The sequence below is a fragment of the Thermostichus sp. MS-CIW-23 genome (assembly GCF_054059455.1).
In genome coordinates, this window is the sequence record NZ_JBSSCC010000029.1 from 1 (window position 1) to 13230 (window position 13230).

The 13230-nt window shown below is 58.3% G+C and carries 11 protein-coding genes and 1 pseudogene; 10 read left to right on the forward strand and 2 right to left on the reverse strand.

Annotated elements, in window-relative coordinates:
* Window positions 1-91 precede the first annotated feature (91 nt).
* Window positions 92-418: pseudogene (locus tag ACVW0B_RS10465) on the forward strand (RNA-guided endonuclease TnpB family protein); the annotation flags it as partial.
* A gap of 196 nt (window positions 419-614) precedes the next feature.
* Here the strand turns inward: ACVW0B_RS10465 and ACVW0B_RS10470 are convergent.
* Window positions 615-1760 (reverse strand): energy transducer TonB, encoded by a 1146-nt coding sequence (locus tag ACVW0B_RS10470; protein WP_457491627.1) that lies wholly within the window; start codon window positions 1758-1760, stop codon window positions 615-617.
* A 299-nt stretch (window positions 1761-2059) separates the two neighbouring features.
* Between ACVW0B_RS10470 and ACVW0B_RS10475 the strand changes: the two genes are divergently transcribed.
* Both ACVW0B_RS10475 and ACVW0B_RS10480 read left to right on the forward strand, forming a co-directional pair.
* Window positions 2060-2536, forward strand: a complete 477-nt coding sequence (locus tag ACVW0B_RS10475) for a VOC family protein (RefSeq protein ID WP_457491628.1) — start codon at window positions 2060-2062, stop codon at window positions 2534-2536.
* Window positions 2537-2554: 18 nt separating this feature from the next.
* Window positions 2555-3436 (forward strand): Tab2/Atab2 family RNA-binding protein, encoded by an 882-nt coding sequence (locus ACVW0B_RS10480; protein WP_011432767.1) that lies wholly within the window; start codon window positions 2555-2557, stop codon window positions 3434-3436.
* 361 nt (window positions 3437-3797) lie between these two features.
* Here the strand turns inward: ACVW0B_RS10480 and psbQ are convergent, their stop codons facing one another.
* Window positions 3798-4241: a photosystem II protein PsbQ gene (psbQ, locus tag ACVW0B_RS10485; protein WP_414349863.1), complete on the reverse strand. Its 444-nt coding sequence runs from the start codon at window positions 4239-4241 to the stop codon at window positions 3798-3800.
* 411 nt (window positions 4242-4652) lie between these two features.
* Here psbQ and ACVW0B_RS10490 point away from each other — a divergent pair, with 411 nt between their 5' ends.
* The 7 genes from ACVW0B_RS10490 to infB all read left to right on the forward strand — a co-directional run bounded on the left by ACVW0B_RS10490 (window position 4653) and on the right by infB (window position 13164).
* On the forward strand, window positions 4653-5831 hold the full coding sequence (locus tag ACVW0B_RS10490; RefSeq protein ID WP_414332153.1) for a TRC40/GET3/ArsA family transport-energizing ATPase: 1179 nt from the start codon (window positions 4653-4655) through the stop codon (window positions 5829-5831).
* 133 nt (window positions 5832-5964) lie between these two features.
* The gene (locus ACVW0B_RS10495) at window positions 5965-6531 is read left to right on the forward strand and encodes a thylakoid membrane photosystem I accumulation factor (RefSeq protein ID WP_011432764.1); all 567 of its coding nucleotides are present in this window, start codon (window positions 5965-5967) and stop codon (window positions 6529-6531) included.
* Entirely contained in the window at window positions 6528-6812 is a 285-nt protein-coding gene (locus ACVW0B_RS10500) for a hypothetical protein (protein WP_041436379.1), read from the forward strand. The genes ACVW0B_RS10495 and ACVW0B_RS10500 overlap by 4 nt, the downstream gene beginning before the upstream one ends.
* A gap of 51 nt (window positions 6813-6863) precedes the next feature.
* Window positions 6864-7733: a prohibitin family protein gene (locus ACVW0B_RS10505; RefSeq protein ID WP_148202707.1), complete on the forward strand. Its 870-nt coding sequence runs from the start codon at window positions 6864-6866 to the stop codon at window positions 7731-7733.
* 515 nt (window positions 7734-8248) lie between these two features.
* Window positions 8249-9268 (forward strand): HD domain-containing phosphohydrolase, encoded by a 1020-nt coding sequence (locus tag ACVW0B_RS10510; protein ID WP_457491629.1) that lies wholly within the window; start codon window positions 8249-8251, stop codon window positions 9266-9268.
* Window positions 9269-9312: 44 nt separating this feature from the next.
* Entirely contained in the window at window positions 9313-9603 is a 291-nt protein-coding gene (locus ACVW0B_RS10515) for a YlxR family protein (protein WP_457491630.1), read from the forward strand.
* A 396-nt stretch (window positions 9604-9999) separates the two neighbouring features.
* Complete coding sequence (gene infB / locus ACVW0B_RS10520; RefSeq protein WP_457491631.1) at window positions 10000-13164, forward strand: translation initiation factor IF-2; 3165 nt, start codon at window positions 10000-10002, stop codon at window positions 13162-13164.
* Window positions 13165-13230: the final 66 nt, after the last annotated feature.

Consider the following 13230-nt stretch of genomic DNA (forward strand, 5'->3'; position numbering starts at 1 on the left):
ACAACTCTTTGCCGCAAATCCAAAGAATGAGTCGGCATTCCTTTCTCTCCTTCCTCTTGAATACCTGTACCCTATTTTAAATTAAAAGGCTGTATCTCCTGACGGCATGTCCATCACGTTCACCGACGGCTTCAACGCAGGAACATTCGCCTTGTACTGCAATGGTGAGGCAAGACACCATATCCTAAACTCCAAAATCAATCGGGTGCGGGTGATACGCAGGGCAGATGGGTACTATGCCCAGTTCTGCTTGGATGTGGAGCGCAAGGAGCAGGGAGAATACACAGGCAATGTTATTGGCATTGACTTGGGCTGGAAGGCTTTCTACACCGACCAGAACGGCAACTCTGTAGAGTGTCCAAAGTTTCTCAGACGCAGCGAAAGGAGGTTAAAGCAGCACCAGCGCAGATTAAGTCAGTATCGGGAGGAATACACAACTTCACTTGCCTTGTGATATAATAATAATACTGCGGACACCAGAAACGGTTGTTTAAGGCACTGGTAACGGTCGATTGGGGGTGTCGTAAACCATCCCAGAGGTCCGTGGTTAGTTTACTAACTGCAGGGCTACTAAAAGCCTACTCTGTACCGCGAAGCAGTCAGGGTCGGGTAGTTTACTTGGCGGATCCCCCTACAGTCAACTGGCCCAGCACGTTGATATCAAAGGTGAAATTAATTGTCACCGAGTTGCCCTCGTAAGCCTCAGGCAGCGGCAGGAAGGGAGCTGCCCTCTGGATAGCCGTCAGCGCTGCATCGTCTGTTTGTTGGCTGCCGGACGTGCGCCCCAGGCGAATGCTCTGCAGATCGCCAGCTCGACCCACTGTAAAGATCACCACTGTGCGGCGCGAGGTACCGGTCTGCCCAGGTATCCAATTTTGCTCCACTTTCCGCTGCAAAGCGGCCAGCCAGGGGCCCCAATCCACATCGGCCCGCGCTGCCACACTGGGGGGATTGGGAGCGGATTGGGTGGGGTTGGCCAATCCACTAGCTCCACTGCCCTGGATCCCGGCCCCATTGCTGGGAGCAGAAGCACTGACCGGAGGTCCCAACTGGGAAGAATCAGAGGGCCGCTGGGCGGGAAGAACCTCTGTCACCGGTTGCGGAGCGGGCGGAACGGGAGCCAATTGGCTGGGATCCGAAACCCGCTCGCTTGGCTGTATGGGCAAGGGCTCCGCAGTTGGCGGGGGAGTGGGCCTTGGGGAGGGAGCAGCCGCCACAGGCGGTGGAGTTTGGGTCGGAGTAGGTCTGGGGACAGGCGTGGGAGGGGGCGGTGCCGCAGTCGGGGTCGCGGTGGGCTGAGGGGGAGCGGGGGTTGGGGTAGGCGTGGGCTTGGGTGGAGGGGTTGGAGTTGGGGTTGCCAGGGCAACTGCAGCCGGGGCAGGTGGTGGTGGAACAGGGGCAGGCTGCTGTGGTGGCGGTGGTTGGGGTCTTGGCGGAGGAGGAGCAGGGGCCTCCTGGGGAGGGGCGGCCTGAGATTGAGGTGGACTGCCTTGAGACGGAGGGGCTTCTACCCGCTCACCCCCATCGCGGGAATCAACTTCTGAAACCAGATCTGCTTCCTCTGGGGGCTGCAGATCTTCTGGATCCAGAAGGATAAACTCAATGGCTTCTTGTTCTGGCTCGCGAGTGAGCCAAAGCCGCCCCAAGTGGAGCAATCCCAGCAGCACCAGCACGTGCAGCAGCAGCGACAGCGCCACCATCCAAAAAAAGTTGCGAGATTCATCCTCGCGGCGGCGCTGCTCAATCCAGATGCTGGTCATAGCCAAGATTGCCCTTTCCTTTCTTCAACGCTCTCAACACACCGAGTTGTCTGTTGCAGACTGGGCCACGGGGGTAACACCCCAGCTAGTGTTATAGCATCCGAGCAGTTGGCACTCCTGCGCAAAGGCGTATAGTCTATCTCGGGCTCGGGAAGGGATCCCACCTTGCAGCAGCTCTAAGATCGCCTACCTTGAAAAGAGCGGGGATCCCATTAGCCGGGGAAAAGCCCCACAGCTCGGGGTGCTGGCTCTGATGTTGGCTGGTGGGGCACTTTTGGTGGCTTTTTAGGAGCGACGTTATGGAACCCATCCGCTTTCATCTGGCCTTTCCAGTTGCCGATATTGCCTTGGCCAAGGCCTACTACGGCGATGGCTTGGGCTGTGAGATCGGTCGAGAAACCTCTGCTGCCGTTATTTTTAACCTGTACGGCCATCAACTGGTGGCCCACCTCACCCACGAAGAGCTGACGCCCCAGCGGGGCATCTACCCTCGTCATTTTGGCCTGATCTTCCCTACCCAAGGGGATTGGCAGGCGCTGGCCGACCGTGCCCTGGAGCGAGCCTTGCCCTTTTATCAGGAGCCGCGTTGGCGCTTTGTTGACACCCCCTTGGAACACGGCACCTTCTTTTTGCAGGATCCCTTCTACAACCTGCTGGAGTTTAAGTACTACCGCAACGCTTCCGCCATTTTTGGGGAGCGGGAGTTGGCCTTGGTCGGGGACAGTGCTTCCCACCGCTCGCGCGAACGATCCCCGGCCCGCTCAAGTGGCATGTAGTGCAAACAGGAGGAACCTTTGGCCACTCAACCCCTGCGTTCTGGCCCCGCGCGCGGCCCTATCTGGCAGATGGATTTCAACGCCGTCCCCCTGCGGGATGAGCAGAACCGAAGGGTTTGGGAGCTGTTGGTATGCGATCCCACCGGCCGGTTTCGCCAAGCGCAGTATTGCAGTAACCAAGAGGTGAATAGCACCTGGGTGGCACGACAGTTGCGGAGCTACCTCGAAGCGGCTCCCCAGCCTCCCTCGGCCATTCGTGTGTTTCGAGCCCGCATGAGTTCCATCCTGCAACGGGCCTGCGATGCGGTTGGGATCCCGATGCTGCCCAGTCGTCGCGTTTACACCCTCAAAGCTTGGATGCGAGAACGGGCAGAGCAGGTTTACCCTCAAGAGACTCAGTTTACCTACAGCCCCGAACCTCCTGTGGATCCGGATCCGCCGGATCCCATCCGTCTGCCGGACAAGTTGCAGGGAGAACGATGGGCCTTCGTGACCTTGCGAGCTGAGGATCTGCGGGAAGCCGACGCCTGGCCGATAGAATTTGGCGAGCTTTTTCCGGTTGCCTGGGACACTTTGACGCCCGACACATTGGCACCAGTGGTGCGGAGCACCCTCATTCCCGGCTTGGTGATTACCTCGCAGCGGGCTTTGCCGATGGCAGCCTGGATGAGCGGTATGGAACCCGCCTACTTGAGTGTGGCAGACGGACGGCTACTGCTCGAGGCGGGCCTCAACGATTGTTATCTGTTTGCACAATTGAGAGATGAAACACTGCGAACAGAGGCAGAAGTCTTTGCCCAGCGCCAGCAGCAGGCCCAGGGGCTCCACTTTCTTGCCATTCAAACCGATCTCAGGGCCCAGTCTTTCGCCGGCTTCTGGCTGATGCAACATCCGCTGTAAGTAGCAGCCGTTACAGCCTGTTTGTAAATTACAGTCATTTCAAACTAGATTGAGACACTCCCCAAACGCTCCGCGCCGCTGCCGCGACCACCCCCAGCTCCTCTCCCAGAGGGAGAGGGGAGTTAGAGACCAATGCGACAGAAATGTTTCATTACCTGCTTAAAAAATGACTACACTACTTGAAATGACTGCGTTTTCGATTCAAACTAGGGCCCTGCATCCGCACCCAAAACCTTGAATGCGCAGGGCCAGAAGGCTTTTCAAGGACTCCGTCCCGCTGGCGCGATCAGTGGCCTAGGCGTCTCACCCTAACTTGAAACCACCATATCGCCAAAGTCGCCAAAGAGAGAAGGGATCCTCACTAGGAAAACACAGCCTCCAGCGCCTGCAAGGTCTTTTTCACCTTGGCCTGGGCTGCCTCCACCTCGGGTTGGTCATAGGCTTTGGCGGCAAAGTCTAGTTGTTCTAAGCTGCGGCCCATCTCCTTAGCCAGGCGCAGCACTTCCCGCTTTTGTTTATCTGGCAGGGTAGCCGCCAGGCCGGTCAAGGTCTTACGAGTGAGTCCCATCGGCCCGTGGATGTAGGAGCGGATCTCCAACCAGTCCTCCGCCTCCACCAGGCTTTGCAGCCGCTCTACCTGTTGCTCCAGTTGTTGCAGCTCTCGGGGCAGGCCAGCAGCCGCTTGCACAGAAAGGGATCCCAGCCACAGCCCCAATGTCAGGATGGCAACCAGCAACACACTCCGCCAGCGACAGATCATCACATACCTCCCACATGCCTGCAACAGGCTTGACTTCTTGGCCATGATTGCCATCAGCTTTTTGGCAATCATTTGGTAATCAAATGAATAGTTTACCCGCTGGCTGCACCTCAGCCCCTTGGCTGCCTCTCGAAGAGCATGCCTCTAACCCCCAAAACCCTGAACTTTGCTGAATTTACTGAGCTTTAGGCGGTTTGGCAAAAGTCATTGAGAGGGATATAGTAGACCAAGTTTCCCCCTGATCCTTGAGTCCACCGCAACGGTTGCCGGGAAGTGAAGGGGGAAAGCGCTCGGGGGGTATTCCTCAGGGCTTTGCGGGATACCGCCTTCCTGCTCAGAGATAGGCAGGATGCGATCGCTTCTTTCCTGAACCATGTTCAGGAGAGTTCAGCGTGAATGTATCAGCACAGCAAATCGGTTAGGCTAGGGATGTAAAAGAATGTAAATGGCACTCTCATGCAACGCATCATCCTCATGACCGGCAAGGGTGGAGTCGGCAAAACCTCGATGGCGGCGGCGACCGGCTGGCGTTGTGCCGAGATTGGCCTGAAAACTTTGGTGCTGAGCACAGATCCGGCCCACTCTTTGGCCGATAGCTTCGATCAGCCCTTGGGCCATGAGCCGGTCGAGGTCAAACCTAACCTTTGGGGGGCGGAGCTGGACGCCCTCAACGAACTGGAGCTGAATTGGGGATCCGTCAAAACCTACATTACCCAGGTGTTGCAGGCGCGAGGGCTAGATGGGGTGCAGGCACAGGAGCTGGCGATTTTGCCAGGGATGGATGAGATCTTTGCCCTAGTGCGGGTGAATCGCCATTACGACGAAGGCAAGTTCGATGTGTTGATCATCGACTCGGCCCCTACAGGCACGGCCCTGCGCCTCTTGAGCCTGCCGGATGTTTCTGGCTGGTACATGCGCAGGTTCTACAAACCCCTGCAGGGGCTGGCGCAAATGCTGCGTCCTATTGCCGAGCCGATTGTGAAGGGGCTGACCGGGATCCCGCTGCCGAATGACCAGGTGCTGGATGCTCCTTATGAGTTCTATCAGAAGATTGAGCGGCTGGAGCGCATCCTCACCAACAACCGCATCACCTCAGTGCGGCTGGTCACTAACCCCGAAAAGATGGTGATCAAAGAATCGCTGCGGGCCCACGCCTACCTCAGCCTTTACGGGGTGGCCACCGATTTGGTGATTGCCAACCGCATCTTGCCCGATGGAGTGGTGGATCCCTACTTTGCCGCCTGGAAGGCAGCCCAACAGAAATATCGCCAGGAAATCCACGAAAACTTTGCCCCCCTGCCGGTCTTCGAGATCCCGCTGTACTCCGAGGAGTTGGTGGGATGGGACGCCCTAGCCCGCCTGAAAAAAGACCTCTGGGGGGATCGCAACCCGGCGGACGTGCTCTATGCCGAGCAAACCCTGAATGTGGTAACCGACAACGGCCAGTACCGGCTGGATCTTTACTTGCCCGGGATCCCGAAAGAGCAGGTGGAATTGACCAAAACCGGGGATGAGCTGAACATCCGCATCGGCAACCACCGCCGCAACTTGGTTCTGCCCCAGACTTTAGCGGCCATGACCCCGGCCCGCGCCAAGATGGAAGAAGACTACCTGCGCATTCATTTTGCTGCTTGAGGCTGTAGCTGCTCTTGGTTGCGTCAGTGTTGAACGGCAACGACGCAGCGACAGCGCAAGATGGCACAATGAGGGTGTTCCCTACTTCTAAAGATGGATCGCCGAGGATCCCTTCTCAGAAGAGGATGAGATCATGCTGTTGCTTCGTATCTTCCTGGTGGCTCTGCTCATCGCTTTGACAGGTTGGTTTTCCCCTCCCGCCAGCGCCCTGCTCAACGACGACCGTTACGATGGCAACATCTTTGCCCTCTACGGGGCCAATGGCGGCATGATCCCCCCCCGCGTTTCCTTGAAGCAGGCGAAAGAGCAAGGGATCCCGGCCCTCCTCGTGTATTACATCGATGACAGTAGCGATTGCAAAAAATACGCCGCCACCATTGCCAACCTGCAGGTTCGCTACGGGCTGGGGGTCTATTTCATCCCCTATTCCGTCGATTCCCTCCTGCCCGGCGACGAGCGCGGCCAATACTACACCGGACAAGTGCCTCAAACCCTCCTCTTCGACCCAGAGGGAAATATCGTCTATCAATCCGTCGGCAACCGCCCCATCACCGAGGTGGAAAACGCTATTCGCGCCCTCTTCAAGTTGGATCCCGTTCCCCCAGGGCTGATCAAAGCCAAACCCTTCAACGAGATCCAAACCGGATTTGCCGGATCCCGTTCTCCCCAAGCCTACCCCCCCACAAAAGCCCAGCCGTGACGGCCAATCCCGATCCCTTTGATCCTCTCGAGGCTCTGCAGGAAAAACTCCAGAGTCTCCAGGCTCGTCTTGCCGACCTCAGAGAATTGGAGCGCATAGCCCAGCTTTCCCCTGAACAATGGGCCGAAATCCAAGCTGAAGCCAGTCAACTGGAGCAACGCCTGCAGGCTTATGTGCTAGAGGTGTTTAATCCTGTCCCCGCTACCTTTTGGCAGGTGGTACGCTTCGGCGGCCTTGGCCTGCTGCTGGGCATTGCCCTGCAGCGCTGGGTGCTGAGCTAGCCAGCACACCCCTTAAGATAAAAAAGCTCTTGGATCCCGGAGCCCTTGCCCATGCGCATGCGACGCCCTAGACCATTTAGTCTTGACCGCAAGACTTCGCGCTTTCTGCCTCTGCTGGGCCTGCTTTTGGCGCTGCTGACCCTCCTGCCCCGTTGTCTGCTGGTTGTCCAACCCGGCTACGAAGCCGTCATCTTCAACCGCCTCACGGGAGTGGAAATGACTCCCCGCCGCGAGGGGATCCATCTGCTGATTCCGGTGCTGCAGTTCCCCACCCTTTACGATGTGCGCACCCAAACCTACAACATGACCAGCCGAAGTGAAGAGCGCAGCGTCAAAGCCGACGATACCCTCACCGCTCTCACTGCCGATGGGCAACGGGTGGATCTGGATGTCTCGGTGCGCTATCGCCTGGATCCGGATCGGGTTCCCGAAATCCATCGCAATGTAGGCCCCGATTACCTGAACAAAATTATTCGCCCCGCCTCCCAAGCCGTGGTGCGCAATGTTATCGCCCGCTATTCGGCCATTGGCGTTTATTCTGAGCAACGAGCTGAAATCCAAGAACAAATTGCCGCTGAGCTCTCTCGCCTAATGCAGCCAGAAGGGCTGGTGCTGCAGAGCTTGCTCTTGCGCAATGTGGAATTTTCCAAAGAGTTTCAGTCGGCCATCGAAGCCAAACAAATTGCCGAGCAAGAGAAGCAAAGAGAAGTGTTTCGCGTAGAGCAGGCTCAACTCATCAAACAACGAATGATTGTCAAAGCCAGCGGTGAGGCCCAAGCCATCGCCCTCAAAGGGGAAGCGCTGCGCAGCAACCCGAACGTCATCCAGCTCGAGTATGTCCGCAACTTGCCCGACGACATCCAAGCCATCGTCAGCGAGCAAAACACCATCCTCAATCTGGGGGACTTTCTCAACAAGTAATCGATTCGAGAGTCCCAAGTTAGGATTGGATCCATCCAGTTCAGGTGCATCCACTCCAAGCCCGTTCTCAACAGACCATCAGCCCCAGCCCCTCTCCCAGAGAAGTGTTGCTGCTGTGCCCCTTAATTTCTTGATGGGCCGTAATTCTCGGCCTTTGCATTCATTTTGCATTCATAGAGAACCCAGCACTCTCCGGTACTCCGGGGGCCAAATACCGGGCCCGACACTCAACTGGCAAGCTGACGTAGGAGCCTGGGGAGTTGACTGGGGCATCCACTCTCCGGAGCATCTGTATCAGACTAAACAGAAAGAGGCTTCCAGGATATCTAGGCTCTGTACAAGTGCTCACAAAGTTCTGGATTGGTGGGAAAAACCCCTTCCCTTTCTTAGAGCAGCTCAGTGTAAAGCCTGATGCTCTTTTTTCTCTGATGGGATTACCGTAGAGGTGTTGCTACTGGGATCCTGCAGTGACCAGCTTTTCCTGTGCCCAACTCGCCAAACTCGAGATGCCCAAGATGCCCGTGACAGTTGGGATCCCTGTCACACCTTCTGCGGATGAGGCGGATGAGACAGAGATCGGTCATCTTTTGATCGTCGATGATCAGCCCAACAGCCGCCTGCTGCTGGGGGATCTGCTGCAGAGCATTGGCTATCGGGTCAGCGAGGCCGAAAGCGGCAATCAAGCCCTGCAAATGTTGAAAACCTTCCAGCCGGATCTGATCTTGCTGGATGTCATGATGCCGGGGTTAGATGGGTTCGAGGTCTGTCGACGCATCAAAGCCAATGACGAGACGCGTTTGATCCCGGTGGTATTGGTTACAGCGGCCAGCGATCGCAAAAATCGCGTGCGCGGTATTGAAGCTGGGGCAGATGATTTCTTGAGCAAGCCCTTTGACGAGTCGGAATTGTTGGCGCGGGTGCGTTCCCTCGTTCGCCAAAAGCACCTCAATGAAGACTTGGATCATGCTGCTCAGGTTCTGTTCGCCATTGCCCGCAGTGTGGAAAGCCGGGATCCCACCACCGGGGATCACTGTGAGCGCCTGGCACAAATGGCCAAGAGCTTCGGCGAGTTTTTGCATCTGCCCCGTCCCCTGATCAAGGTGCTGATGTGGGGAGGTTACCTGCACGACATCGGCAAAGTGGGCATACCCGATGCCATTTTGGGTAAAACAGGCAAGCATACGCCGGAAGAGTGGGAGGTGATGAAATCCCATGTCTTGATCGGGGAGCAAATCTGCCGCCCACTGCGCACCATGAAAGAGGTGTTGCCCCTCATCCGCCACCACCACGAGCGTTGGGATGGCAGCGGTTATCCCGACGGCCTCAAGGGGGAAGAGATCCCCCTGGTGGCCCGCATCTTCCAGATCATCGACATCTACGACGCCCTCACCTCGGAGCGACCTTACAAGCGAGCTTTCACTGCTCAAGAGGCTATAGACATTTTGCGGGAAGAAACAGCCAGAGGGTGGCGGGATCCCCAGTTGGTGGAGTATTTCTTTGAGTTTCTGCGATCGCAGGCGCCAGATTTGGAGTAGGCTGGATAGAGCTTGCTTGTAGTGTATCAGCAGGATAGAGTCTTTTGCCGGGTGCCGATCCGCTGCGTCGTTGTGTAGGCTGTCGCCAGTTGTTTCCTCGCTCACAACTGTGGCGGCTGGTCAGGCAATTTGATTCCCACCAAGTGCTTTTGGATGAGGGTATGGGGCGTTCTGCCTATGTCTGTCGGCGGCTGGAATGTCTGCAAGCAGCCCGGCGCAAGCAACAGATAAACCGAGCCCTCAAGGCACCTGTGCCTGACTCGTTGTTTCAACGGCTGTTGGATTCTCTTGAGCAGGATTGCCAGGGGCATCTCCTCCAAAAGCCTGAGCCTTAGAGGTATTCCCAATGTAGGTAAGATATTCAAAGCGCCTCTTCAGGTTCGCTAAGTTGCGAACCACACGGCAGCCCCTCTCAACTGTCAGAATGGGAGTTGGCTGGAAAACTGAGGCCAAGTGGGATGAACTGCAGAGAGGTTATTCTGGAGGCGCTGTTGACATTTGCTCGTTCTTCCTCGGTTGCTTTACTGGATGTCCCCTGTGGATGTTGCCAGAGCAGCTTCAGACCTGGGTTCCCTTCAGGCCGGATCTCTAGAGGATCGCCAAGCTGCTCTCGATGCGCCGGAGGAAGCCCCCGCAAGCCTGAAAGGTTCGGCTCAACCCAATAACTTGGTTCCCATTTAGTTTGGATAGTAAAACTGACGAGAAGTAAAGGAGCAGAGGCTAGCAGACGAATGACCGATAAAGTTCGAATTTATGATATTGCCCGTGAGATGGGGCGTGACAGTCGGGAGGTGCTGGAGATTTGTGAGCAACTGGGGATCCCTTTCAAAACCCACAGCAGCACCATTTCTCCGGAGCAGGCTGAGTTGGTGCGCAGCAAGCTGGGCGCCCCCCACATTGTGAAACCTCCTCGACCCCGGCCCAAACCCCCATCTGAAAGCCTGCCGCCGGAGCCTCCTGCTGAAGCTAAAGTCGGTGAGCGCCCTCAGCAGAAAGTTCCCGGCACCGCTAGCGCGATCGTCGGCATTCGTCGGCCCACGCCCGTTCAGCAGCAAGCCCCAGTTGGCGAGGCCAAGACGGCTGAAACTCCGCCGGCTGCCAAGCCCTCGCTGTCTCGACCTGAGCGAGTCTCCCCCGAAAAGGGATCGGCTGGTGGTGCTCAGCTCATAGGCCCACCGCGGCGGCAGGTTACCCCTCTTGTCCGCTCGTCTGAGGCCACCCAAAAGCCGGAGACTGTTTCTCAACCGGCAACCCCTCCCACTCCCTCTGAGTCTGCCGCGGCCAAAGCCAGCGGCTCGGAGCCCAGTCCTGTGGCCAAGCGCCCAATCGTACTCTCGCCCCCTCAACGAGCTACCTCCGGGACAAAACCGCCGGCAGAGCGGCCTGAACCGCCGCAAAAAGCTCCCGAGCCCAGTCGCCCCAGCCCCTCAGAAGCACCATCCCCCAGCCACGCCCGCGTTCCTCAGCCTGCGGAAGAAAAAGCTCCTTCTCCTCCACCTGCGCAGCGCCCCCGTCCACAACTGGTGAGCGCACCCGTTCGCCCTGGCACGCGCTCCCCGGCAACCAAAGAAGACAGTGTCAGCAGCAGCAAAGTCGGTGAAGCTCCTCGTCCGCAGCGGCGGATGGAATTGGTGGGGCCCCCTACCCGTCCTGTGGCCAAGCCGGCTCCCCCTGAGCCAGATGCCGCCTCTCCCTTGCCAGAGAGGATCCCTGGGGAACGTCCCAGCCCAGTGTTGGCGGAGGCTCCCGTAAGACCTACCCCACCCAAGGTCAAGCGCAAAACGGAAGAAGAAGAGGACGACGAGCTACAAGCTCTCAGTCGGCGGGCTGCCCGCGTCCAAGCCAAACGCAAACGCAGTCGGAGACGGGGGGAAGGAGATGGAGATGGTTTGGATTTGGATCCCATGACCATCATTTCAGCGGTCAAGCAGGCTGAGCTAAACGCCCTCAAGCCCTTGGCTCGCCCCACCGCCAAGCCTCCTTCCTATCGCCCACCCGCGGCAACGGCTGCTCCCCCTGCCCGCCCCCGCCCTGCTGCCCGTTTGCAGCAGCAACCTACCTCCGCTGAGGCTGGTTCTGCCGATCGCGCTAGCGGGACAGAGCCCTTGCCCGAAGAGAAGGTGTTGCTCTTGGATGGCAGCCTCACCGTTCAGGAATTGGCCCATCGCCTGCGCGTGGCCGAAACTGAGATCATCAAAACCCTCTTTTTCAAGGGGGTGATGGTGACCATCAACCAGGTCTTGGATGAGTCGCTGGCCGAGTCGGTGGCCAAAGAGTTGGGCTACGAGATTCGCCGGCCCAAGGCAGAACCCGAGGCTAAAAAAACCGAAATGCTGGACGTGGAGGACATCGACCATCTGGTCTCGCGTCCGCCGGTGGTAACCATCATGGGCCACGTGGACCACGGCAAAACCACTCTCCTCGATGCCATCCGCGACACCAAAGTGGCGCAGGGAGAGGCTGGCGGGATCACCCAGCGCATCGGTGCCTACCATGTGGATGTGGACTTTGAAGGCCAGAAGCGGCGCATTGTTTTCCTGGATACTCCCGGCCACCAGGCTTTTACCGCCATGCGCGCCCGAGGAGCCCGCGTCACCGACATTGCGGTTTTGGTGGTGGCCGCCGACGATGGGGTACAACCGCAAACTCTGGAAGCGATCAGCCATGCGCGGGCGGCTCAGGTGCCGATCATCGTGGCCATTAACAAGATCGACAAACCCGGCAGCCAGCCAGAGCGCATCAAGCAGCAGTTGGCGGAGCACGGCCTATTGCCAGAGGAGTGGGGTGGCGACACGCCCATGGTGGAGGTGAGCGCTCTCACCCGCCGTAACCTGGATGCTCTGCTGGAGATGATCCTATTGGTGGCCGATGTGGCGGAGCTGCAGGCCAACCCCAATCGTCCCGCTCGCGGCACGGTGATCGAGGCCCACTTGGACAAAGCCCGCGGGCCAGTGGCCACTTTGTTGGTGCAAAACGGCACCCTGCGGGTGGGGGATACCCTGGTGGCCGGGGCCGTTCTGGGTCGGGTCAAGGCGATGATGGACGACCGCGGCCAGCGGTTGCAAGAAGCCGGGCCCTCTTCGGCGGTACAACTGCTAGGCCTGGATGAAGTCCCGGCAGCCGGCGATGAGTTCCAGGTTTACACCGACGAAAAAGAGGCCCGTCGCATTGCCCAAGAGCGGGCGGAGGTGCTGCGGCAAACCCGTCTACAACAGGCGCTGCTGTCTCGTCGCGTGAGCTTGGGTAGCGTTTCCGCCAAAGCCCAAGAAGGCCAGCTCAAGGAGTTGAACTTGATCATCAAGACGGATGTCCAGGGATCCGCCGAGGCCATTCAGACAGCGCTGCGGGATTTGCCCCAAGAGGAAGTCCAGTTGCGGGTTCTGCTGGCGGCTCCTGGCGAGATCACGGAAACCGACGTGGATTTGGCTGCGGCCAGCGACGCCATCATCCTCGGTTTCAACACCACCCTGGCCCCCGGCGCCCGCCAGGCTGCCGATGACAAGGGTGTGGACGTGCGGGAGTACGACATCATCTACAACCTGCTGGACGATCTGCGGGCGGCCATGGAGGGCTTGCTGGAGCCGGAAGAAGTAGAGGAGCCGCTGGGCCAAGCGGAAGTGCGCCTGGTGATCCCCATCGGGCGCGGTGCGGTTGCCGGCAGCTATGTGCTCTCGGGCAAGGTGCAGCGCAATGCTCTGGTGCGAGTTCGCCGCAGAGGGGAGGTAGTTTACGAGGGACGTCTAGACTCCCTGAAGCGCTTCAAGGACGATGTGCGGGAAGTGGCTGCGGGCTTCGAGTGTGGGATCGGCATCGACAAGTTCCAATCCTGGCAGGAAGGCGACATCATCGAGGTGTACCAGATGGTCACCAAGCGGCGGACGCTGGCCTCTGTCTAGCTTCATCAAGGCACTTCAGGTTGGCCTGCCGGTCAGGCCTGTGTTCTCGGGCAGAGGATCCCAGAC

Bases quoted from the DNA above. Each gene is read 5' to 3' on its own strand.
- ACVW0B_RS10510 (WP_457491629.1), top strand. From the start codon at position 8,249: ATGCCCGTGACAGTTGGGATCCCTGTCACACCTTCTGCGGATGAGGCG.
- ACVW0B_RS10490 (WP_414332153.1), top strand. From the start codon at position 4,653: ATGCAACGCATCATCCTCATGACCGGCAAGGGTGGAGTCGGCAAAACC.
- ACVW0B_RS10475 (WP_457491628.1), top strand. From the start codon at position 2,060: ATGGAACCCATCCGCTTTCATCTGGCCTTTCCAGTTGCCGATATTGCC.
- ACVW0B_RS10505 (WP_148202707.1), top strand. From the start codon at position 6,864: ATGCGCATGCGACGCCCTAGACCATTTAGTCTTGACCGCAAGACTTCG.
- ACVW0B_RS10470 (WP_457491627.1), bottom strand. From the start codon at position 1,760: ATGACCAGCATCTGGATTGAGCAGCGCCGCCGCGAGGATGAATCTCGC.
- infB (WP_457491631.1), top strand. From the start codon at position 10,000: ATGACCGATAAAGTTCGAATTTATGATATTGCCCGTGAGATGGGGCGT.
- psbQ (WP_414349863.1), bottom strand. From the start codon at position 4,241: ATGGCCAAGAAGTCAAGCCTGTTGCAGGCATGTGGGAGGTATGTGATG.
- ACVW0B_RS10495 (WP_011432764.1), top strand. From the start codon at position 5,965: ATGCTGTTGCTTCGTATCTTCCTGGTGGCTCTGCTCATCGCTTTGACA.